Source organism: Trinickia sp. HAY1-2D, assembly GCF_056754935.1.
Window position 1 is genome coordinate 1,023,630 of the sequence record NZ_JBPGWX010000001.1, and the last position, 20,925, is coordinate 1,044,554.

Genomic DNA, 20,925 nt, shown 5'->3' on the forward strand with positions numbered 1-20,925 from the left:
TGGGGGTGCGCGTCGCGCTGCCGTGTCTCGCCGGGTCGTGGATCAATCGCGCCAGGCCGGCGCCCGCTTGTCGAGGAACGCGGCCACCCCTTCGCGGCCTTCGTCGCTGGCCCGAATGGCTGCAATGCGCGCGGCCGTATCGTCGATGAGCGCTTCGTCGAGTGCGCGACCCGCGACATCCTGCACGAGCCGTTTGGATTCGCGTACGGCCCGCGGACCGTTCGCGCAGAGCGCGGCGGCGAGCTTTTGCACTGTGGCGTCGAGCGCATCGGCCGGCACGGCTTCATGAACGAGCCCGAACCGGCAGGCAACCGCGCACTCGAACGGCTCCGCCGTCGTGAAATAGCGGCGGCAGGCACGCTCGCCGAGCGCCCGGATAACGTACGGTGAAATAGTCGCGGCAATCAATCCCAAGCGCGCTTCAGACAGGCAAAAGCGTGCCGTCTCGACCGCGACGACGATGTCGCACGCAGCGACGAGCCCAACACCGCCCGCATACGCATCGCCGGACACGCGCGCGATGACCGGCTTCGCCGAGCGATAGACGGCTGCCAGCATGTCGGCGAGCCGCCGCGCGTCGGCGCGATTCTCCTCGTCGGAGAACGACGCCATCTTTTTCATCCAGTTCAGATCGGCGCCCGCGCAAAACGCCGGACCGTTGGCCGCGAGCACGACCGCGCGCACATCGTCGCGCGTCGGTAGACGCGAAAAGACGTCGGTCAGCTCGTAGATCATCGTCTCGTTGAATGCGTTGCGCACCTCCGGGCGATTAAGCGTCACCGTCGCGACGTGCCCGGAAATCGCTAGCTCAAGCGTGCTGTATTGCATCGAGGGCTCCTCGTCCGTTCGTTTCGAAGGTCGCTTCTTTCCGATTGCGGATCACATCCGAAACACGCCGAAGCGCGTGTCGCCGATCGGCGCATTCATCGCCGCGGATAAGCCGAGACCCAGCACGTCGCGCGTTTGAGCCGGATCGATCACACCGTCGTCCCAAAGACGCGCGCTCGCGTAATAGGGATGGCCCTGGTGTTCGTACTGGTCGCGAATCGGCTTCTTGAACGCTTCCTCCTCGTCGGCGCTCCACGAGCCGCCCTTCGCTTCGATACCGTCGCGCTTGACCGTTGCCAGCACCGACGCGGCCTGCTCACCGCCCATGACGGAGATGCGGGCGTTGGGCCACATCCAGAGAAAGCGCGGCGAGTAGGCTCGCCCGCACATGCCGTAGTTGCCCGCGCCGAACGAGCCGCCGATGATGACCGTGAACTTCGGCACGTTGGCCGTCGCAACCGCCGTGACCATCTTGGCACCGTTGCGTGCAATTCCTTCGTTCTCGTATTTGCGCCCGACCATGAAGCCCGTGATGTTCTGCAGGAACACGAGTGGAATTTTGCGCTGACAGCAAAGCTCGATGAAATGGGTGCCCTTGAGCGCCGACTCCGAGAACAGAATGCCGTTGTTCGCCACGATGCCGACCGGATGACCCCAGATATGGGCGAAGCCCGTGACGAGCGTCGTGCCGTAACGCGCCTTGAACTCGTCGAATTCTGAATCGTCGACGACGCGCGCGATGATCTCGCGAATGTCGAACGGCTTACGCGTATCGACCGGAATGACGCCGTAGATGCTCTTTGCGTCGTAGCGCGGCGGCTTCGGTTCGCGCAGTGCGATCGGCGGTACTTTCACGCGGTTGAGCTTGCCGACGATGCTCCGCGCGAGCGCGAGCGCATGCGCGTCGTTCTGCGCGAGGTGATCGACGACACCCGACAGACGCGTATGGACATCGCCGCCGCCCAGATCTTCCGCGCTGACCTCCTCGCCCGTTGCCGCCTTCACGAGCGGCGGCCCGCCGAGGAAGATCGTGCCTTGATTCTTGACGATGATCGATTCGTCGCTCATTGCGGGCACATACGCGCCACCCGCGGTGCACGAGCCCATCACCACCGCGATCTGTGCGATACCCGCTGCCGACAGATTGGCCTGATTGTAGAAAATGCGCCCGAAATGATCCCGATCGGGGAATACCTCGTCCTGATTCGGCAGATTGGCGCCGCCCGAGTCGACGAGGTAGACACACGGCAAGCGGTTTTCGGCGGCGATCTCCTGCGCGCGGACATGCTTTTTGACCGTCACCGGGTAGTAAGTGCCGCCTTTGACCGTTGCATCGTTGCAGACGATCACGCATTCCTGCTGTGCGATGCGGCCGATGCCGGTAATGATGCCGGCTCCGGGTGCCGCATCGTGGTACATGCCGAAGGCCGCGAGCTGGGAAAACTCGAGAAACGGCGTACCGGGGTCGAGCAGTTGCGCGATGCGATCGCGCGGCAGCAGCTTGCCGCGCGAGACGTGCTTGTCGCGCGCCGCGGCCCCGCCGCCCAATGCGAGATGCGCGACTTTCTGCTGCAAATCGGCAACGACCGCTTCGAGCGCAGCGGCGTTGGCGCGGAATTCGTCGGAACGCGGATTCAGCTTGCTTTCGATGATCGGCATGAGGGGAATACTCCGTTCGCGGCGCAGATGTCGGGATGCGTCAGGCGGTTTCGGCAAAAAGCTCGCGGCCGATCAACATGCGGCGCACCTCGCTCGTGCCCGCGCCGATTTCATAAAGCTTTGCGTCGCGCCAAAGCCGGCCGACCGGATATTCGTTGATATAGCCGTTGCCGCCGAGGATCTGGATCGCCTCACCGGCCATCCATGTCGCTTTCTCCGCGGTATAGAGAATGACGCCCGCGCAATCCTTGCGAACTTGACGTACGTGTTCCTTGCCGAGCGTATCGAGCTGACGGCCCACGGCATACAGATACGCACGGCAGGCTTGCAGCGTCGTGTACATGTCCGCGACCTTGCCCTGGATCAGTTGAAATTCGCCGATCGCCTGACCGAATTGCTTGCGATCGTGAATATACGGAACGACGGCATCCATACAGGCAAGCATGATGCCCGTCGGGCCACCGGCCAGCACGGCGCGTTCGTAATCGAGGCCGCTCATCAGCACGTTCACGCCGCCGTTCAAGCGGCCGAGGATGTTTTCTTCGGGGACCTCGACATCCACGAAGACGAGCTCGCCCGTATGCGAGCCGCGCATGCCGAGCTTGTCGAGCTTTTGCGCCACCGAGAAGCCCTTCATCCCTTTTTCGACGATGAACGCCGTGATGCCGCGAGCACCCGCTTCGACATCGGTCTTGGCATAGACGACGAGCGTGTCGCAATCGGGACCGTTCGTGATCCACATCTTCGTGCCGTTCAGCACATAACGGTCGCCACGCTTGTCCGCGCGCAGCTTCATGCTGACGACGTCCGACCCGGCGTTGGGCTCGCTCATCGCCAACGCGCCGACGTGCTCGCCGGAAACGAGCTTCGGCAGGTATTTGTGCTTTTGCGCTTCGGTGCCGTTGCGGTGAATCTGATTGACGCACAGATTCGAATGAGCGCCATACGAGAGTCCCACCGACGCAGAGGCGCGCGAGATCTCTTCCATCGCGACCATATGTGCCACGTAGCCCATGTTCGCGCCGCCGTATTCCTCGGAGACCGTCATGCCGAGCACGCCGAGTTCGCCGAACTTGCGCCAGAGGTCCATTGGAAATTGATCGGTGCGATCGACCTCGGCCGCACGCGGGGCGATCTCCTTCGCGGCGAAGTTGGCCAGCGTATCGCGCAGCATGTCGATTTCCTCGCCGAGCGCGAACTGCAATCCAGGCACGTTGCTCATGATGCCTCCCGCTGGGCCGCCCCAAGGGAAGCATCCGCCCCCTCGGGGGGCGGCGAACGAAAGAGAGCGTGGGGGTCGTTCATTCAGTTTCTCCAGTCGGGGCGGCGTCGTACGCCACCGTGGTCGGGCGGAGGCGCGGATCGCGCGCTCGATCAACGCGCATTTCACGCCACATTTACGTAAGCGTCAATAGGTTTTTCTGAGTATCACTCACTTTTGGAAGACGCTATATGGAGCGTGCCGCTCGGTGCTACCATCGCGATCACCGAGCCTCCGAACGGAGGCAGACTTGAACCTGACTCAAACATGGACGATTCGAAGCCCGAAGCGGGCGGTGCGCGGCGTCAGCCGGCCGGTCGCAAATCACAGCAACGTGTGAAGGACATCCTTCAGGCGGGCCGCGAGGTGTTCTCCGAAAAGGGGTACGAGCGCGCGACGACGGCTGAAATCGCTCAGCGCGTCGGCGTTTCCGAGGCGACGGTCTTCAGTTACTTTCGCGGCAAACGAGAGTTGTGCGTGCGAGTCATCTCGGATTGGTACGATGAAATCATCGCGGCCATTGAAACGGGGCTTCCGCGCGACGGCGGCACGCGTCAGCAGTTCGCCTTTATCGTGCGCATGCACGTGCGGCTCATGCTCGTGCACGGCACCGGCCTTTGCTCGCTGGTGCTTTCGGAGGGGCGCACGAAGTACCATGCGCTCGGCGACGAATTGACCGTCCTGCAGCGGCGCTACACGGCGCCGCTCATGCGCGTTCTCGCGCAGGGGCAGCAAGCGGGACATATTCGCACCGACATGCCGCTTCGGCTCATGCGCTCGCTCGTATTCGGCCCGATGGAGCATGTGTTGTGGGATGCGACGCTTGCGCGTCGTGGCGCGGATATCGATGCAACGGCCGAACAGCTCGTCGATGTCTTATGGACCGCGCTGCAGCCGCCGCACCCGGACGTGGCCGCGCTGACCCGGCTAAAGGAAGACGTCGACGACGCGATGCGTCGTTTCGACCATGCGACGCGCACGGCAGAACGGATGTCGAAGCCGGTCGCCAACGGCAAACGTACAAGCAAGAAGGCAACGGCCGAAACGTGAGGGATGCGCCGCCGCTCGGCGTACGCTTGCCGGTTATCGGCCGCGCGCGTATCGTTGGCCCATCGTTCGCTTTGGCTCGATAAGCCGATGATCTCCGTTCTCACCCCCGCCCTGGCCTCGAAACTCGCAAAGCTTGCTCTCGCCCATTTGACGCGCGAGTACCCCAATAAGCTGACGCATGCTCTGGCGGGTCCCGAAGACGTGCGCTCGCCGCGCGAACTGCACCCGATCTTCTATGGCAGCTACGATTGGCATTCGTGCGTGCACGGTTATTGGATGCTGCTGCGTTTGGTGACGCATTATCCCGACATGCCCGAAGCGCCAGCCGTCAAGGCCGTCGTGGATGCGCACTTCACCGATGCTAACGTTGCCGGGGAGTTGGCTTATTTGAGGCTCCCTCACAACGGAAGTTTCGAACGCCCATACGGTTGGGCCTGGCTGCTCGCGCTCGCCGCTCAGCTTCATTCGATGCCCGGGACCGACGCAGCGCGTTGGTCGCGTACGATCGCGCCCCTGACTGATACCTTTGTCGCGCGCTTCGAAGCGTTTTTACCGAAGGCCACCTATCCGCTGCGCGTAGGCACGCATTTCAATACGGCATTTGCGCTTGCTCTTGCGCTCGACTTTGCACGTATCGCCGAGCGCGCAAGCTTCGCTGAGTTGATCGTCGATACGGCGAAACGCTGGTATTTGAACGATGCGGCTTGCCAAGCTTGGGAGCCGAGCGGCGATGAATTTCTTTCTCCGTCGCTGATGGAAGCGGAATTGATGCGGCGTGCCCTGCCTCCACCTGAGTTTTTGAACTGGTTCGACCGGTTCTTGCCGGGCCTCGCGCAGGGGAAACCGGCCACGCTGTTCACGCCCGCGACGGTGGCGGATCGCAGCGATGGCAAAATCGCGCATCTCGATGGACTGAATTTGAGTAGAGCATGGTGCCAGCGCTCGATTGCGCAAGCGCTGCCACCAGACGATGCACGCCGGCCGCTGCTCGAGGATGCTGCCGAGCGGCATTTGCAGGCTGCGCTTACCCATGTGGCGGGCGATTATATGGGTGAGCATTGGCTGGGGACGTTTGCGGTGCTGGCGCTAGCGCTCCCTGACGGCAGTTGATCGTTGCCTGCGTCAAGCACCCGGTGGCGGCGAAGCAGATCGTCGCGAACGACGAGCCGGCTTCTCGCAGAGTTTCTCGAATTCGTTTGCCATCTCGCCGACGCGAACGTACCGTGCACAGGCTTCGATATCGTCTTCGCGCACACCTGCCGCTGCAAAATGCTCCTGCCATCTTTCGAGCACGACCATCATCTCGCCGATCTCGCTGCGCGCCTCGGCTTCCGTGAGCATAAACCGGCCGCAATCCGATAGCACGTTGCGCATCGAGGGCTCGTAGTCAAAACGGCCGACCTTCAGTTGCTGATAGTGGATGCCCTGCAGCTGCGGCTGGACGTCGTAGGCCGGTGCGAGGTTCCAGCGGCCGTCCCGCCACAGAAATGCGTGATTCTTCTCGTGATCGTCCGTATTTTCCATCGCGACGTTGAACACCATCCGCTTGAAGATCTCCCGCGCCTCCTCCTTCGGAGCCCGCGAGAAGCGACGCGCCGTGTCCGCAATATCTGAATAGGCGGCATTCGCGATATCCACGCCTTGCGCGATCAGCAGCGTCCGCGCGCTCGCGAAATGAATCCGGCTACCGGCCTCATCGCGGTCGAATCGCTCGACTAGCAGGACATTGCGGCCGCCAACATCCACGAGGCGCGAGTCGGCCACCGTTATACCGCACGCAGCTGCGAGACGAAGCGAGGCCTGTTCGATCGCGCAAACGTCGACCGAGTCCCCTTCCGCTGGAAACTTGGCGAGCCAGTGGCACCCGTCGTCCCGAATGATTGCCTTCGGACGCGCCCCCCCAGCGCTGGCGCCCGGTCGCAGCAGCCGGCGCATATCGTCATCGATCGGCATGTGTCGCTCGATTGCCTGAGCGGCGCTGAGCAACGCCGCAAGATCAGCCGTGTGCAGCGCCTGTTCGACAACGACGTTGTAACGGCCGGATTCGAGCGAGAAGGCCAGTGCACCGATGCGATCCTCGCCCGCAACCGCGAGGTAGTCGATCTCTGAGCTCCGTCGCAAACGGAACACCCGATCGATGATCTGCCGTCCCCAACGATCCGGGCCCGCGTCCGCGAAGATGGGGTGAATGTTGAGCCCCGCATCCGGCTCGAACTTACCAGCATGCAACGGAAGATCGGGGGACAACTCGAACGCGTCAGCACGCGCGAGCCATGCTGGCGCATACTCGAAGCGACACAGCCGGCCGCGAATGAGCTCCAGTACGCCGCAATGCACCGGGTCGGCGGAGGACTCCGGATAGATCCAGACGGACAGTTCGTTGTTCGTCCCGATCTCGATACTTCCATTCATCGCTGGGCTCCCTTACCGCCTGATTTCAGGTTCTGCAATTCAAGTGCGAGCGCCGTTTGGTCGGCGGCTGGATCGGCAATTCGGGGAGAAACTGTACCCGGCCGACCAGCCACAGCGCCATCGCATAGACCGAAATGGAAACGGTAGGGTCGCCCGCCTCCATCTTGCGCAGCGTCGGGACAGACACCTGCATGCGCTCGGCGAACGACTGCATGGTCTCGCGGCGGCGCTTGCGCGCGACCCGCAGGTTCTCCCCGAAATCCGCAAGGGCACGCTCCACGGGGGAAGGGAGCATATCGGCGGCGTTTGATCGTCTCGGCATGGAAATAATAATTCCCTTTTTTCCGTAAAATGGCAACTATTTTTTCCTTTTTGACGTTCCGAATTGTTGCGACGACCGCGCCGGCCGTCGAAGCCAGCAGATGAGCGCGACCGATGCCTTAAGCTGTTTTTAAGATCGACCTCCTAGCCTCATTTCGCGCCCCACCGGCGAACCCATGAAAGCGCACAAAGCGCTTCGCGTAAGTCACACGGGCGCTACGGCAAACTTCGTTTTCTTTCAGACAATGAGGTGCAGCCATGTCCTCAAGCCCCATTCGCTCACTCGGCGCGACCTGCCTGTTGTGCGCGCTGCCGCTCCTGGCACAGGCCACCGAACCCGAGCCGTTTTCAATGCCGACCCCACTCGGCCCGCAAATTCGTCACGATGGCTTCTCGATGCAGCGCATCAAGGCTGGCGGCATAGGCAACGGCAAAGCCGGCGCGTCAACGCTGTTCGGTCCGGAGATTTTGCCGAATTGGCAGCCGAAAACCGGAGATACCCCCGCGCGGCGCCTCCAGGGAAACCGTTTCGAATTTCGGTGAGCGGAATAATGGCTCGGCCCTGCGCTGCATGACCCCGCGCGCCCATCGATCCATCGGCCGCGCACAGATTTTCTGACTATACGGTCAACATCCTCAGGTCAGCGAGCGCAACGCCAGATTGATGACGTCGGCCAGTTGGCTCTCCTCGTCGACCACTTTGCTCATGACGCGCAACCCCTGCGTCACACAGAGTAGATATCGGCCGACCTCGCCTTCATCGAGCGACGCATCGAACTCGCCCGCCGCCTGGCCCCGGATGACTGCGGCGGTCAGCAGCGTTGTCGTGCGCCGGTGGAACGATTCGATCTTCTCGCGCAGCGCAGTGTCGTCGGCCTGCATCTCGAGCGTCGTATTCGTAATGAAGCAGCTGCGCTGCCCCGAGAGCGCATTGGTGATTTTGGCGTAATGCAGCAGCGCCTCGCGCAGCGACTCGGTTGGCGAGCCCTCAGCACTCAAGCGCTCGGCCAACCGCGCAATGACCCCATCCGAGTAATGCTCGACAGCGGCCAGCAACAGGCCATGCTTGTCGCCGAATACTCCATACAGGCTACCTCTGAGCACGCCCGTTGCCTCGCAAAGGTCGTCGATCGAAGTCGCGTGATAACCGTGGTTCCAGAAGGTCCGGCTCGCGCGGTCCAGTACTTCGTCGACGTCGAACTCGCGTGGGCGGCCGCGCGCTGCTCGTGGCTCGGCGCGAGATTTGCGGGATGGGATAGCGGTGGTCATACGGCGATAATATGACTCCTCAGTCAATAATTCAAGTCGCACCGCATCGCCGCAGGACAAAAATGACGCCATCCATTATTCGCTGAAAGGCGGTGAACCGCGGTCGGGCATCGTCACTTCAAACACATTCAATGTCATGGCAACGAGTGTGTAATAGCCCAGCAAGCCCACCAAATTGACTGTCGTTGTACGTCCAAGCCGTGAAAGCGCGGCCTCGAACGTTCGATCGGAAACGCGTCGGTTTTCGTAAAGTTCGGTCGCGAAAGCGAAGATCAGTTCATCGTCCTCATCGTCGAAACGCGGGGGTTCGCCTGCCCGCAACGCCTCGGCAATCGCTGGCGACACGCCCGCATCGATGGCTATCGGATAATGAATCTGCCACTCGGCCTGGGCATGCCAGCGCGCCGCCGTCACAAGAATGGCCAACTCCGAAAGACGTTTCGAGAGCCCCGTTTCGTAGCGACAGAACGCGCCCAGCCGCTGGGCGTGTTGTGCGAACGCAGGACTGGCGATCCACGCCAGAAACGGCCCGTCGAGATTGCCGCGCGGGCCGGAAAGGATCTCGCCAAGTACGGCTTGCTGCTCGGCACTCGCTGTCGCGGGATCGAATGCTGGCAATCTGGGGGCACGGACGGTCGGATCGTTCAACGTGATTCCCCCGTGATCGGAAGCGCGGCACCGCTCGATACCAGCGCTGCATCGATGGCATCCGCGAGTCGCTCGCCGATACGCTGAATGTCGTCGGATGTGCAAATGAACGGCGGGGCAAGCAGAACATGGTCGCCGAACTTGCCATCGACGGTGCCGCCCATCGGGTAGACCATCAGTCCGCGCGCCATCGCCTCACGCCGGATGGCCGTATGAACCTTGAGCGCGGGATCGAACGGCGCCTTTGTCTCGCGGTCCTGAACGAGTTCGATACCGACGAACAGGCCGCGCCCACGAATATCGCCGATGAACGGATGCTGCTTCCAGCGTTCGCCCAACAGCGAACGCAGCTGCTTGCCGCGAGCGCGGACATTGTCGAGCAGGCATTCGTCGGCAATCACACGCTGCACCTCGAGTGCCGCGGCACACGCCGTTGCGTGCCCCATGTAGGTATGCCCGTGTTGAAAAAACCCCGAGCCGCTGACGATCGCATCGTAAATTCGATCGTGCACCAGTACACCGCCAATCGGCTGATACCCAGCACCGAGCCCCTTCGCGATGACGAGCAGATCCGGCACCACCTCCTCGTCGTCGCAGGCGAACATTTGGCCCGTGCGTCCCATCCCACACATGACCTCGTCGAGAATCAGCAGTACGCCGTACTTGTCGCACACCGCGCGGATTTTCTTGAAGTACTCACACACTGGCGGGACGGCGCCGGCCGTGGCGCCAACGACGGTTTCCGCAACGAATGCGGCCACCGTCCCGGGACCCAGTGTCAGGATTTCTCGCTCCAGCTCGTCTGCCAGCCGTTGCGCATAGACGGTCTCGGACTCCTCCGGCCGCATCTCGCGGTAGGCGTAGCAGGGACTGACATGCTGCGTTTCGGCCAACAGCGGCAGAAACGGCTCGCGCCTCCACGCGTTACCGCCTATCGCGAGCGCGCCGAGGGTATTGCCGTGATAGCTTTGCCGGCGCGCAATGAAATGACGGCGCCGCGGCTCACCGAGCTCGACGAAGTATTGCCGCGCCAGCTTCAGCGCCGCTTCGATTCCTTCCGATCCGCCCGAGACGAAGTAAACGTGACCCAGCCCAGCGGGCGCCGATTCGACGAGCTTTTGCGCGAGCGCTTCGGCCGGCTCGCTCGTAAAGAAGGACGTATGCGCATAGGCGAGCGAGCGCGCCTGGCGTGCCACGGCCTCGGTCACGCGGCGATGACTGTGGCCAAGGCACGAAACGGCCGCACCGCCGCTTGCATCGATGTAACGTTGCCCTTTCGAATCGATGATCTCGATGCCGTCGCCCGTCACCGCGACGGGCAGCGTTTGCTTAGGCATCCTATGAAAGACGTAAGACATGGAGTAAGCCTCGTGTCATGAAATGTATGAGCGCTCGACGAACCGTTCGAACACGACATGACCGCTTCGATGAACGCGCATCGCGACGCCGCTGTTTTCGATACGCAGCAGGGTCGTAGCCAACGTGTTTTCTCCGTCGGGGTCGCGCGGATCGTCGCGATAGATCGGCAACCCCTCGGGAGCGCGATCGCGAAGCGTCCTTAGCAACGCTTCATCGTTCACATCGCTTTGCTCTCGGGGCAACAGCTGCGCCAGCCGCGCCAGCCGCGCCTGCCTGTCGCGTGACGAGGCGGTCACGATCTGTGCGTCGCCGGCATGTTCGGGATGGATCAGATGGTTCGCGTGACCGTACACGCCATGAACCTGCAGCACCGAGCTGCGGCGCGCCGTCGCTTCGACGCTGACGATTCGCGAATCGCCTGCGCACCCAACGGTATGGTGAAAGCCGCTCGCGGACGGCGTCGCCCGCAACAGCGAAAGCGCTGCATCGAGCGAATCGGCGTCCAGCACGGCGCGTGCCAGGATCATCCTCGGCACACCGGGGGCGGACTCGACGATGCGAACATTATTGATCGTCTGAGCCAAGCCCGCGCGCGTCACCGCAAACGTATGCCCTGGTAGCGAGCCTGGATAGCAAAAGCTGATAAAGCCCGGCCGGCCCGACGGCTTCACATCGACTAAAAAGCATCGTCCCGGCCCCAGTAAGTACGGATCGCCATCCTCGTTGTGGGCGATCGCCCGGTGCGATGCTGTGGCAACCGCCAGCGTCGTACAGCCGTCAGCCGTCCGGTGGATCAACTCGCCGCGGCAGTTCCAGATGAACAGATCGTCAGCGGACCACCCCAGCCCGCGCGCCATGCCGTCGAGTTCTGCGACGTATTCGGGAAACGCGGTTACCGCCGCGGCTCGCAACGCGGCCACGAACGGATGGCCGCGCCAACGGCGCAACTGCTGCCACGTTGGACTTTGCGCCATATAGGCGTCGAAATGAGGCCGGGCGAATTCGCCCAGACGACGTCCAATGCGGTGCGAATCGCCCTCGATCGAAAAGCATTCCAACTGCGACATAGCGGACATAGGCGAGAACAGGTTGCCGCGTTACGCGACGTGTTTGAGAAAGTTCTGCAAGCGCAGCGTCGGCGGGCGATCGAGCAGCGCGGTGGGCAGTCCATCCTCGATGATCCGCCCTTCGTCCATGAACACCAACCGAGTGCCGACACGCCGCGCAAAGCCAATCTCGTGCGTGACGACGATCATCGTCATGCCTTCGGTTGCGAGATCCTGCATAACCTTCAGCACCTCGTGTCGCAACTCGGGATCGAGTGCCGAGGTCGGCTCGTCGAACAGCATCAGTTTCGGCCGAATTGCAAGCGCACGCGCAATAGCGACACGCTGTTGCTGCCCACCGGAAAGCTCCGAGGGGTAGTGCCCGGCGCGCTCGGCCAGTCCCACCTTGCGCAGCAAGGCTAGCCCTTGTTCGCGGGCCACCGTACGCGTCGCACCGCGAACCTGTATAGGCCCGAACATGAGGTTTTCGAGCGCTGTCATCTGTGGGAACAAATTGAATTGCTGAAACACCATGCCGGCTTCGAGCCGAATACGATGGATATCCGCGCCCCGCCCTTTCACGCTGAGACCGTCGACGAGAAGATCGCCGCCCGAAATTTTCTCGAGCGCGTTGATGCAGCGAAGCAGCGTGGATTTGCCCGACCCCGACGGTCCGAGCACGACAACGACTTCCCCTGCATCGATTTTCAGATCGATACCGTTCAGCACCTGTACCGCGCCGAAGTGCTTTGTCACGGATTTGAATTCGACCATGCTCATAGCATCCGCATCCTTTTTTCGACGATTCGCAGAACGAACGTCATCGCGCCCGTCAGAACGAGATAGATGCAGGCCACTGCCGTCCATATCTCGACCGCGCGAAAATTGCCCGCGATAATTTCCTGGCCCTTGCGCGTGAGTTCGCCCACACCAATGACAATGAAAAGCGACGTGTCCTTCAGGCTCACGATGCACTGATTGCCGAGCGGCGGAATCAGGCGCCGGAATGCAAGCGGCCCCACAATTTTCATCAGCACGCGCGGCATGGACAAACCCATCGCCAACCCTGCCTCGGTCAGCCCGCGCGGAATCGAAAGGAACGCGCCGCGCACCACCTCGCCCAGATAGGCGCCAGAATTGACGGCGATCGCCACGATCGCCGCTGTCATCCCGTCGATCCGCACATGCGCCAAAAGCGGCAATGCAAAATAGAGAAACATCACCTGTACGACGATGGGCGTGCCGCGAATCAGCTCGATATAGGCTTGAGCAAGCACATTTAACGCGAGCGGCCCGTAAGCGCGCGCAAGACCCGCCAGCAGGCCGATCGCGAAACCACCCACGAGGCCCGCCACCGCGATCCATATCGTCAGCTTCACGCCTTCGAGCAGATCGGGAAGCGCTCCCCAGATCACCGACCAATCGAACTCCACGTTCATGCTCCCGTTGTTCGTGGACACAATTGCGCGCCCACATACATGACATAGCGCGGGAGAGACTTCGCCCGCCGCGGCTTCGTCGCGTTTTTGCAGATGCCGCGCGCCTCGCTCAGGACTTCGGCGGCTCGGCGCCGAACCACTTGCGATAGAGCGTCGCGTACCGGCCATCGGCTTTGATGCGCTTGAGCTCTTCGTTCACCTGCGAAACGAGCGAGCTGCCTTTCGGAAATCCGATGCCGTATTTGTCACCGCTGACCGGTGTACCCGCCACCTTGACCTTGCCCTTGCCCGCGGTATTCACGAAGAACTGAACGTTCGGCGTGTCATGCATCGCGGCATCCACGCGTCCGGCCTCGAGCGCCATATAGGCCTCGTCCGTATTCGGGAACTGGCGGATTTCCTTGGGCTTGAGGTGCGCCTTGATCCAGTCGATCGTCGCCGTTCCCGTTTTCGCGGCAATAACCTTGCCGTTGAGATCGTCGATCGAGCGCACGGCTGTGTCGTCTACGCGCACCATGGCGGCCAGACCGCTGTCGTAATACGGATCCGAGAAATCGATCACCTTCCTGCGCTCCTCCTTGATCGTCATGCCGGAGAGCGCGACATCGATGTTATGTGTCTGCAAGGCTGGGATGAGCCCCGCAAAGTCCATCGGTTGCAGCTTATAGGTCAAATGAAGGTCTTTCCCAATTTCGGCCCACAGGTCGATGTCGAAACCGACGTATTTGTCGCCCTGCTTGAATTCGAACGGCATGAACGACGTATCGGTGCCCACCGTCAGCGCTTCACCCGACCAGGCGGGGAGCGCCGCCGATCCCAACGCGAGCACCGCAATCAATGACATCAAGAACGAACGACCTTTCATGTTGGCCTCCACTGCCGGTTGAATAGCTGCGATCAAGGCGGCAAGGCAGCCTCGCGCATTTCGAACGACACACGCTGTAAGCGAAGTCGGCATCGCCGCATCCTCAACGCTTGATGTGCGATTCGCCCTCTTAACAACATATGTTGTCAGCGCGAATGCTATAACAACAAAAAGAATCGTCAAGGGGGATTTACCTGATAACCGCTGAAGCGAGGCGGTTGGTGTGACGATTTAGCTGTTTACAACAAACGTTGCAAACCGGCCCCCGATAGCTTGGGAGGGTGGTGGAGGTGTGAAAGGAAGCTGAGCAGGCCGGGCCGATCAGGCGACGTATGCGCCTTTGGCATGCAGCGCACGCTCGGCTGCTTCGAGCTCCTCGACGGCGTGTGCGCCCTCGAGCGCCAACAATTGCGCGACGAGCGATTCGGCAAGGGCGGTGGCCGCGAGCAGGGAGGGGAAAAACGATGGACTTTCGTGGGAAAAGATCAGCACCTGGGCTGCGTTGAGCGCGATCGGCGAAACGGCGCTGTCGGTAATCGCGACGAGGCGGCTGCCGTTTTCGAGCGCCGCTTCGGCTACACGCGCCGCTTCTGCCGAATACGGTGCGAAACTGATCACTATCGTCGCACTGTCGTGCCCGATGCTTCGTAACTGCATCTCGAGCGTGCCGCCTTCGCCGGATAACAATGAAACGGTCGGTCTGAAAAGGCGATAACCATAGACGAGACTGAACGCGACCGCATAGCAGGACCGGAAACCGGCGACATGGACGTGCTTGGCGCGCCGCAAAAGCCGCGCCGCCTGTGCGAGGCCGCGTTCGTTGTGTGCGGCAGTGGAAACCAGGTTATTCTGCTGCGCAACCAGCAGATCGTGAGCGAAGGTGTCTCTTTTCGCCCCCGCGACGAGCGATCTCGCCCGGGTGGTCATCGGCTCCGGCCGCCTGCGCAGGCGCGCAACGAACAGCTCGCGCAACTCGTTCCAGCCGGGAAAGCCGAGCAACTGCGACAAACGCACGAGGGAAGCGGGCTGGACCTGCGCACGCTCGGCCACCTTGCGCATCGACAAGACGGCGACCTCGTCCGCGTGATCGAGCAGGAACGCGGCACCGGTTTGAAACTGAGGGCTCAGCTCGGTGAAACGCGCGCGAACGAGCGCGGCGAGTTCGTCGAAAGTTTGCGGCATGCGGTGGTGTCCGAACGACTGGCGGCGGCAACAAATGTTACCACCGTCCGCCGCTCATGCGGGCGCCCCCCCGATCACAACACCGCCGCCATCCGCACATCCGACTTGTCCGCCGACGCGACGATCTTGCCGCCCACCCGGCTAAACGTGATCGTGACGGTCTTGCGGCCCACACGCAGGTTGCTCACTTCGAGCCAGTCGATCCCCTCGGGCAATGCCGGCTGCTCGATCAGAATCTGCTCGCGCTCGGCATCGATGGTCAGTCCAAGGCAGGCCTCGAGCATCATGAACGGCGCGCCGGCCGCCCAGGCCTGCGGCAGGCAGGCCACGGGATAGGCCGTGGGCGGCTCGCCGTGCTGACGCATGAAGCCGCAAAACAGCTCGGGCAAACGCATGTCGAAGTTGACGGCCGCCTCGAACAGCGCCTGCAGCAAGCGCACGGCCGCCGGTTTGTCGCCATAGCACGCGAGCCCGCGCGCGCACAACGCGTTGTCGTGCGGCCAGACGGAGCCGTTGTGATACGACATCGGGTTGAAACGCGGCTGGTTCGCGGCCAGCGTACGCACGCCCCAGCCGGTATGAAACTGCGTCGATTCCAGCTTGCTTGCCACTGCCTCGCCACGCTCGCGCGACGGCAGCCCGAATGCAAGCAGGTGACCGGCATTGGAAGCCAGCACGCGACACAGCTCGCCATGACCGTCGAGCGCTATGCCGTAAAAGTTCGCCTCGGGCATCCAGAACAGCGCTTCGACGCGCTCCCGCAAGGTTTCCGAGCGTGCGGCATAACGCGCGGCCGCATCGACGAGCCCGCGCCGTGAGGCAAGCTTCGCCATCGTGTCGAAAGCGGCGCAGGCGTAGGCCTGAACTTCGACGAGTGCGATCGGCCCGTCCGGCATCCGTCCATCGGCGTGGAACACCGAATCGTGGCTGTCCTTCCATCCTTGATTCGCCAACCCGCGATCGGAAGTGGACTGGTAATCGACGAGTCCGTGCGGATTTTTATCGCAGACGCCGGCCACCCACTGCGCGGCTCGCTCGAGCGCGGGCCACAGTTCGTCGATGAACGCCTCGTCGGCCGTACGCGCGAAATAGGCGCCGGCCAGCACGACGAAAAGCGGTGTGGTGTCGACACCCCCGTAATAAAGCGCGAACGGCACCTCCCCCGTTCCGGCCATTTCGCTCTTGCGCATCTCGTGCATGATCTTGCCCGTCGACGCGTCGCGAAAGGCGGAATCCTCGCGCGCCTGATATTCGGCCAGAAAGCGCAGTACACCGCGCGCCAGCCACGGCTGCAGCCAAAGCATCTGCAGCGAGGTCACGACCGCATCGCGGCCGAACGGCGTCGAAAACCACGGGATACCGGCGTACGGATAGGGGCCGGTCGGCAAATCGGTCGTCAGCAGGCCGAGGTCCGCGAACGACCGCTCGAGCCATCCGTTGAAAAGCGGGTTGCTCGTCCGGATGCGGGCCGTCGCCCGGCGCCGCTCGCGCATCGACAAGTGCGCGCTCGCCAGTGCGGCACGCACGGCGGCACGGCCCACGCGCGGGCGCACGGCATCGATTTGCGTCAGATGCGCCGGATGGCTGCTGTGCGGCGGCTGTGCGACCTGCGCACCCGGTGGCTCGGAACAGGTGGCCGCCGCGAGCTTGTGCGCATCGACCGCGACCGACAAATAAATCGACACACAGGCCTGCGCCGGGAGCGTGATCGAATAATCGGCCCGATCCTGCGCAAGCTGATCGGGCTGCGGTGCGAACGCAATCCGAACGGAGCGCTCGACACAATCGAGACCGGTATAGCTGTGCCGCACTTCATCGCGACTCACGAGAGGCGCCGCGATGGTGCCCCGCTTCGGCCGCGAGAGCCCACGCACCTCGAACATATCCTTGAAGTCGCAGCCGAACGAGATCGACAACGGCACGACCGCTTCGGTCGAGCCGTAGTTGGTAAGCGTAATCGCTTCGTAAAGTACCGTACCGGCGAGCACACGCATGCGGTCGACGTGGATGACGCCCTCAGGCGTGAATCCGCCACCCACCGGCGGCAGCGGCCGGTTCGTCAGATGTGCCGTGAACGAAGTGTTGTCGCTGCTGACATTGCCTGACAGCAGCGAAGGCGCCCGGCCGCCGAAGGTCAGGCGAAGCTGCGAAAGTGTGCGGGTGTCGTTGACGAAAAGCCCGTCGTCGAAACCGTTGATGTCGCCCAAAGGGTCGTTGACGACGAAAGTGTCGCCCGATTTCAGTACGTACTGGCTCGTGCGTGCGACGTAAGGGTGCTCGGGGGCAATGAACGCGCCGTCGGGCTGATGTTCGGTCGGACCGCCCGCTCGTGTCACTAAATCCGGAACTTCGGTATCCAGCATCGTGTGGCTCCTGACGTTAGCTCTTCTCGATTGTAGAAAGCGATACGCGAAGGCAAAGAACAAATGTGGGATGGCGCGCCGGCTCCGCCGTGGCGCAAGAGCGATGCCCGCTCGACTATGCCTGCTCGCGGATGAACGCCTCGACGTGTCGATTGAACGCGGCGGGGTGCGCGAGGTTCATGCCATGGGAGGCACCGCGGATCGTATGACGCCGCGTATCGGGCAGCCAGTCGACGAGCGCAGTGACGTTGCGGCGAAACAGCTCGGGACTCTTCTCTCCGTCGATCAGCAACGTCGGGCATGCGATCTGCACGGCGGCATCACGAGTGTACGCCGGCAACGGGTCGGCGAACTGGCGCGGCAACGTATCGGCATTGTCCATCGCCATCGTCCTGAAGGCCGGGGTGCTCTTCGCCCACGAGCCGACGCGGCTGACCGAATCGACGAACAGCTCCAGGCCGGCCTCGGCTTCGCCGGCCTCGATCAGCATCGCCGCATGAGCGCGCAGCGCGTTGACGGTCTCGGGCAGAATCGCGAGCGCCTGTCCGGGCGTCTGCAGCGGGCCGCCGGGATCGGCGAGCGTCAGCGTACGCAGGCGCTCGGGGTACCGCAACGCGAAATGAAACGCGACGCAACCGCCGCGCGAATGCGCGACCATGTGGGCCGGGCCCGCGCCGAGCTTGTCGATGAACTCGGCGAGCTCGTCCGCGTGACGGCTCCAGCTGAAAGGCACCGTGCCGGGCAGCCCGCCCAGCGGCCAGTAATGCGTGAGGCTCACCGCCACGCATCGAAAGTGCGCGGACAATCCGGCGAGCTGCGGCTGCCAATAACGGTAATCGCACAGCGAACCATGCACGAAGAGAAGCAGTTCGCCGGCGCCGCGTTCGACGTAAGGCATGCGCAAGCCATTGCCAAGTTCGATGAAATGCAAATCGGAAGCCGGTGCGAGCATGGAGGGACGGGAGGACATCGGGTCTGGCATCCGCATCAGTTGTCGAAGCGCAGTTCGGGCGACGCGTCGCAGCCTGCGGCGAGCACGGTGCCGGCGCCCTCGACGACAACGGCGTTCTGTCCGAACGTCATTTGCCCGTCGACGCGACTGTCGGCGCGGTAGGCGCTCAACGTATCGGTAGGCTCGTGAGGCCAGCGCGGATCGGGGGCGCCACTGAGTTGATCTATCGTCGGAATCGGGCAGCGCGTGCACGGCTTGACGAACCGCAATCCGATCGGACCGGCACCCGTCTCGAGCCGCAGCGTATCGATATAGTCCTCCTCATACGCCTCGATGCCGCTCAGCACGAGATTGGGTCTGAACCGATTCATCGGGATGGCATCGACGCCCTTCTTCCCGAGCCGCGCGTTGAGATCGTCGAGCGACGCCTGGCCGATCACGAGCAGCGGGTAGCCGTCCGCAAAACGAAGCGGTGCGATCGTGTCTCCGGTCCGGTCGCGATTCGCGATCCGTTGCGCGGCGGGATCGAAGCGTACGAGCCGCAACGGCACACCGAGGAACGCCGAGAACCACTGCGCTGCCTCGCCGCCCACGTCGAGCGCGTTCAACGTACTGCGCCAGACGGTGACTTCGATGCGCTCGGCATCGGACAGTACCGTTGCGTCCAACGGCGTACGAAACGGCGCTTGACCCGGCGCCCGAACGACGAGCTCGCCGCCCGCGAGCTCCGGCTCGATCAGCGCCATACGCGGCATCGTCCGCTGCGTCACGAACCGGCCGCTCGTATCGACGAGCATCCAATGCCGGTCGTATTCGAGCCCGTGCGCGAACATGCGCGCCTCGTCGAGCGCAATGCCCGCGCAGGATTTGATGGGATAAACGTTGATCTGGCTGATCGTTGCCATGGATGGATGTCTGCCTGGCCGCAATGCCGGTGAAAGCGGCGATGGTAACACCGCCGCGAGGCACTAGACCAAGCTGGCCGCCTGCGCATGCTGCATGCCAAGCACCCGTGCGCGGGCTCCGGCAAGCCGTTGCGGGATCAGCCGAACGCGGCGGCGTCGACGCAACTCGCGGCCGCGCTTGCTCCGCGTACGGCGCAGGTGAGCGGCTCGTGGGCGACGCGCACGGCGAGCCCGGTTTCCTCGGCGAGCCGCTTATCGAGGTTGGCGAGCAGTGCGCCGCCGCCCGTGAGGACCATTCCGCTATCGGCGATATCGGTGACGAGCTCGGGCGGCGCGTTTTCGAGCGCGAGCTTGATCGCAGCGACAACCGTACGAAGCGGTGCGGCCAGGGCTTCCGCCACATCGTGGTTCGAAAGCTCGATCGTGCGCGGCAGACCGTCGACGAGGCTGCGACCGATCGCGCGCGCCCGTTCGGTCGGCACGTCGAGCGTCGCGGAGCCGATCGTCTTTTTGACATGCTCGGCCGTTTGGTCGCCCAGCACGACGCCGTAGAGGCTGCGGACGTAGGACACGATCGCGGCATCGAATTGATCGCCCCCGACACGCACGAAGCCTTGATATGCGACACCGCCAAGCGACACCACAGCGACTTCGGTGGTTCCCCCGCCCATATCCACGACCATCGATCCGCGCGCCTCTCCGACGGGCAAGCCGGCTCCGACCGCGGCAGCGAGCGATTCGTCGATGAGGCTGACCTTGGCGGCTCCGGCGGCAAGCGCCGCCTCGCGAATCGCGCGCCGCTCGACCTGCGTCGCCGAGCACGGCACACAGATCGTGAACTCGGCGCGAAGGCCGAAAAGGGAGCGCAAACGGGCCATCTCGACGAACTCGCGGAACATTTGCTCGGCAGCGGCAAAGTCCGCGATCACGCCATGCCGCATCGGGCGGACGGCCTCGAGGTTCGTGGGCGAGCGTCCGAGCAGTTGCCTGGCCTCCTCGCCCACGGCCGCCACCCGCCCCGCGCCCGGGCTCGGCGTCTTCTGAAAACACACCACCGAGGGCTGATTCAGTACGATGCCCTTGCCGTGCATATAGATCAACGTGTTGGCGGTCCCCAAATCGACGGCGACGGGCCTGGGCAGCAGACGGCGGAAAATGTGATGCGACATCGTTGACTCTCTCATAGAGTGACAACAACGGCAAGCGAGTCTTCCAGCGGCAAAATTCGAGTCGCGCACGTTGTGCCGGGTAGGGTTCACCCGACAATCGCTTTACGGCAGCGGTACGTGACACCTTTAGGGTCGGTTGCACTTTTTGTTGTTGTGCGACGCAGCAGCCTCGTTACAGGTAGCCATTCCCCAACATG

Annotated in this window: 20 protein-coding genes; 3 read left to right on the plus strand and 17 right to left on the minus strand. The window is 62.9% G+C overall.

Annotated features, from left to right (window positions below):
- Window positions 1-42 precede the first annotated feature (42 nt).
- Genes ACR9ZC_RS04495 through ACR9ZC_RS04505 form a run of 3 tightly spaced genes read right to left on the minus strand, consistent with a single transcriptional unit; the run spans window position 43 to window position 3,709 of the window.
- Window positions 43-828 carry an enoyl-CoA hydratase/isomerase family protein gene (locus ACR9ZC_RS04495; protein WP_481579290.1) on the minus strand — a complete coding sequence of 262 codons (786 nt, stop codon included), beginning with the start codon at window positions 826-828 and terminating at the stop codon, window positions 43-45.
- Window positions 829-879: 51 nt separating this feature from the next.
- A complete protein-coding gene (locus ACR9ZC_RS04500) occupies window positions 880-2,487 on the minus strand; it encodes a carboxyl transferase domain-containing protein (protein WP_481579291.1) in 1,608 nt (535 codons plus the stop codon).
- Between the two features lie 40 nt (window positions 2,488-2,527).
- Window positions 2,528-3,709, minus strand: coding sequence for an isovaleryl-CoA dehydrogenase (locus tag ACR9ZC_RS04505; protein WP_481579292.1), 1,182 nt, complete (start codon window positions 3,707-3,709; stop codon window positions 2,528-2,530).
- Window positions 3,710-4,015: 306 nt separating this feature from the next.
- Between ACR9ZC_RS04505 and ACR9ZC_RS04510 the strand changes: the two genes are divergently transcribed.
- Both ACR9ZC_RS04510 and ACR9ZC_RS04515 read left to right on the plus strand, forming a co-directional pair.
- Window positions 4,016-4,798, plus strand: a complete 783-nt coding sequence (locus ACR9ZC_RS04510) for a TetR/AcrR family transcriptional regulator (RefSeq protein ID WP_481579293.1) — start codon at window positions 4,016-4,018, stop codon at window positions 4,796-4,798.
- A gap of 87 nt (window positions 4,799-4,885) precedes the next feature.
- Entirely contained in the window at window positions 4,886-5,908 is a 1,023-nt protein-coding gene (locus ACR9ZC_RS04515) for a DUF2891 domain-containing protein (protein ID WP_481579294.1), read from the plus strand.
- 12 nt (window positions 5,909-5,920) lie between these two features.
- Here the strand turns inward: ACR9ZC_RS04515 and ACR9ZC_RS04520 are convergent, their stop codons facing one another.
- Together ACR9ZC_RS04520 and ACR9ZC_RS04525 are read right to left on the minus strand one after the other, a co-directional pair.
- Window positions 5,921-7,210, minus strand: a complete 1,290-nt coding sequence (locus ACR9ZC_RS04520) for a type II toxin-antitoxin system HipA family toxin (protein WP_481579295.1) — start codon at window positions 7,208-7,210, stop codon at window positions 5,921-5,923.
- A gap of 25 nt (window positions 7,211-7,235) precedes the next feature.
- Window positions 7,236-7,568 (minus strand): helix-turn-helix domain-containing protein, encoded by a 333-nt coding sequence (locus tag ACR9ZC_RS04525; protein ID WP_481579296.1) that lies wholly within the window; start codon window positions 7,566-7,568, stop codon window positions 7,236-7,238.
- Between the two features lie 359 nt (window positions 7,569-7,927).
- Here ACR9ZC_RS04525 and ACR9ZC_RS04530 point away from each other — a divergent pair, with 359 nt between their 5' ends.
- Entirely contained in the window at window positions 7,928-8,074 is a 147-nt protein-coding gene (locus ACR9ZC_RS04530) for a hypothetical protein (RefSeq protein ID WP_481579297.1), read from the plus strand.
- A gap of 93 nt (window positions 8,075-8,167) precedes the next feature.
- Here ACR9ZC_RS04530 and ACR9ZC_RS04535 read toward each other — a convergent pair whose 3' ends face one another.
- The 12 genes from ACR9ZC_RS04535 to mreB all read right to left on the minus strand — a co-directional run bounded on the left by ACR9ZC_RS04535 (window position 8,168) and on the right by mreB (window position 20,743).
- Window positions 8,168-8,800, minus strand: coding sequence for a TetR/AcrR family transcriptional regulator (locus ACR9ZC_RS04535; protein WP_481579298.1), 633 nt, complete (start codon window positions 8,798-8,800; stop codon window positions 8,168-8,170).
- Between the two features lie 75 nt (window positions 8,801-8,875).
- Window positions 8,876-9,454: a carboxymuconolactone decarboxylase family protein gene (locus ACR9ZC_RS04540; RefSeq protein ID WP_481579719.1), complete on the minus strand. Its 579-nt coding sequence runs from the start codon at window positions 9,452-9,454 to the stop codon at window positions 8,876-8,878.
- Complete coding sequence (locus ACR9ZC_RS04545; RefSeq protein WP_481579299.1) at window positions 9,445-10,806, minus strand: aspartate aminotransferase family protein; 1,362 nt, start codon at window positions 10,804-10,806, stop codon at window positions 9,445-9,447. The genes ACR9ZC_RS04540 and ACR9ZC_RS04545 overlap by 10 nt, the downstream gene beginning before the upstream one ends.
- A 15-nt stretch (window positions 10,807-10,821) precedes the next feature.
- Entirely contained in the window at window positions 10,822-11,874 is a 1,053-nt protein-coding gene (locus tag ACR9ZC_RS04550) for a C45 family autoproteolytic acyltransferase/hydolase (RefSeq protein ID WP_481579720.1), read from the minus strand.
- Between the two features lie 30 nt (window positions 11,875-11,904).
- Window positions 11,905-12,633, minus strand: coding sequence for a glutamine ABC transporter ATP-binding protein GlnQ (gene glnQ, locus ACR9ZC_RS04555; protein WP_481579300.1), 729 nt, complete (start codon window positions 12,631-12,633; stop codon window positions 11,905-11,907).
- On the minus strand, window positions 12,630-13,286 hold the full coding sequence (glnP, locus tag ACR9ZC_RS04560) for a glutamine ABC transporter permease GlnP (protein ID WP_331574145.1): 657 nt from the start codon (window positions 13,284-13,286) through the stop codon (window positions 12,630-12,632). The genes glnQ and glnP overlap by 4 nt, the downstream gene beginning before the upstream one ends.
- A 115-nt stretch (window positions 13,287-13,401) precedes the next feature.
- Entirely contained in the window at window positions 13,402-14,157 is a 756-nt protein-coding gene (gene glnH, locus ACR9ZC_RS04565; protein WP_481579301.1) for a glutamine ABC transporter substrate-binding protein GlnH, read from the minus strand.
- A 321-nt stretch (window positions 14,158-14,478) separates the two neighbouring features.
- Entirely contained in the window at window positions 14,479-15,339 is an 861-nt protein-coding gene (locus tag ACR9ZC_RS04570) for a MurR/RpiR family transcriptional regulator (protein ID WP_481579302.1), read from the minus strand.
- 74 nt (window positions 15,340-15,413) lie between these two features.
- Window positions 15,414-17,702, minus strand: a complete 2,289-nt coding sequence (locus ACR9ZC_RS04575) for an amylo-alpha-1,6-glucosidase (protein WP_481579303.1) — start codon at window positions 17,700-17,702, stop codon at window positions 15,414-15,416.
- A gap of 115 nt (window positions 17,703-17,817) precedes the next feature.
- Window positions 17,818-18,654 carry an alpha/beta fold hydrolase gene (locus tag ACR9ZC_RS04580; protein ID WP_481579721.1) on the minus strand — a complete coding sequence of 279 codons (837 nt, stop codon included), beginning with the start codon at window positions 18,652-18,654 and terminating at the stop codon, window positions 17,818-17,820.
- 35 nt (window positions 18,655-18,689) lie between these two features.
- On the minus strand, window positions 18,690-19,559 hold the full coding sequence (locus ACR9ZC_RS04585) for an MOSC domain-containing protein (protein WP_481579304.1): 870 nt from the start codon (window positions 19,557-19,559) through the stop codon (window positions 18,690-18,692).
- Window positions 19,560-19,696: 137 nt separating this feature from the next.
- Window positions 19,697-20,743: a rod shape-determining protein gene (mreB, locus tag ACR9ZC_RS04590; protein WP_414720347.1), complete on the minus strand. Its 1,047-nt coding sequence runs from the start codon at window positions 20,741-20,743 to the stop codon at window positions 19,697-19,699.
- Between the last annotated feature and the right edge of the window lie 182 nt (window positions 20,744-20,925).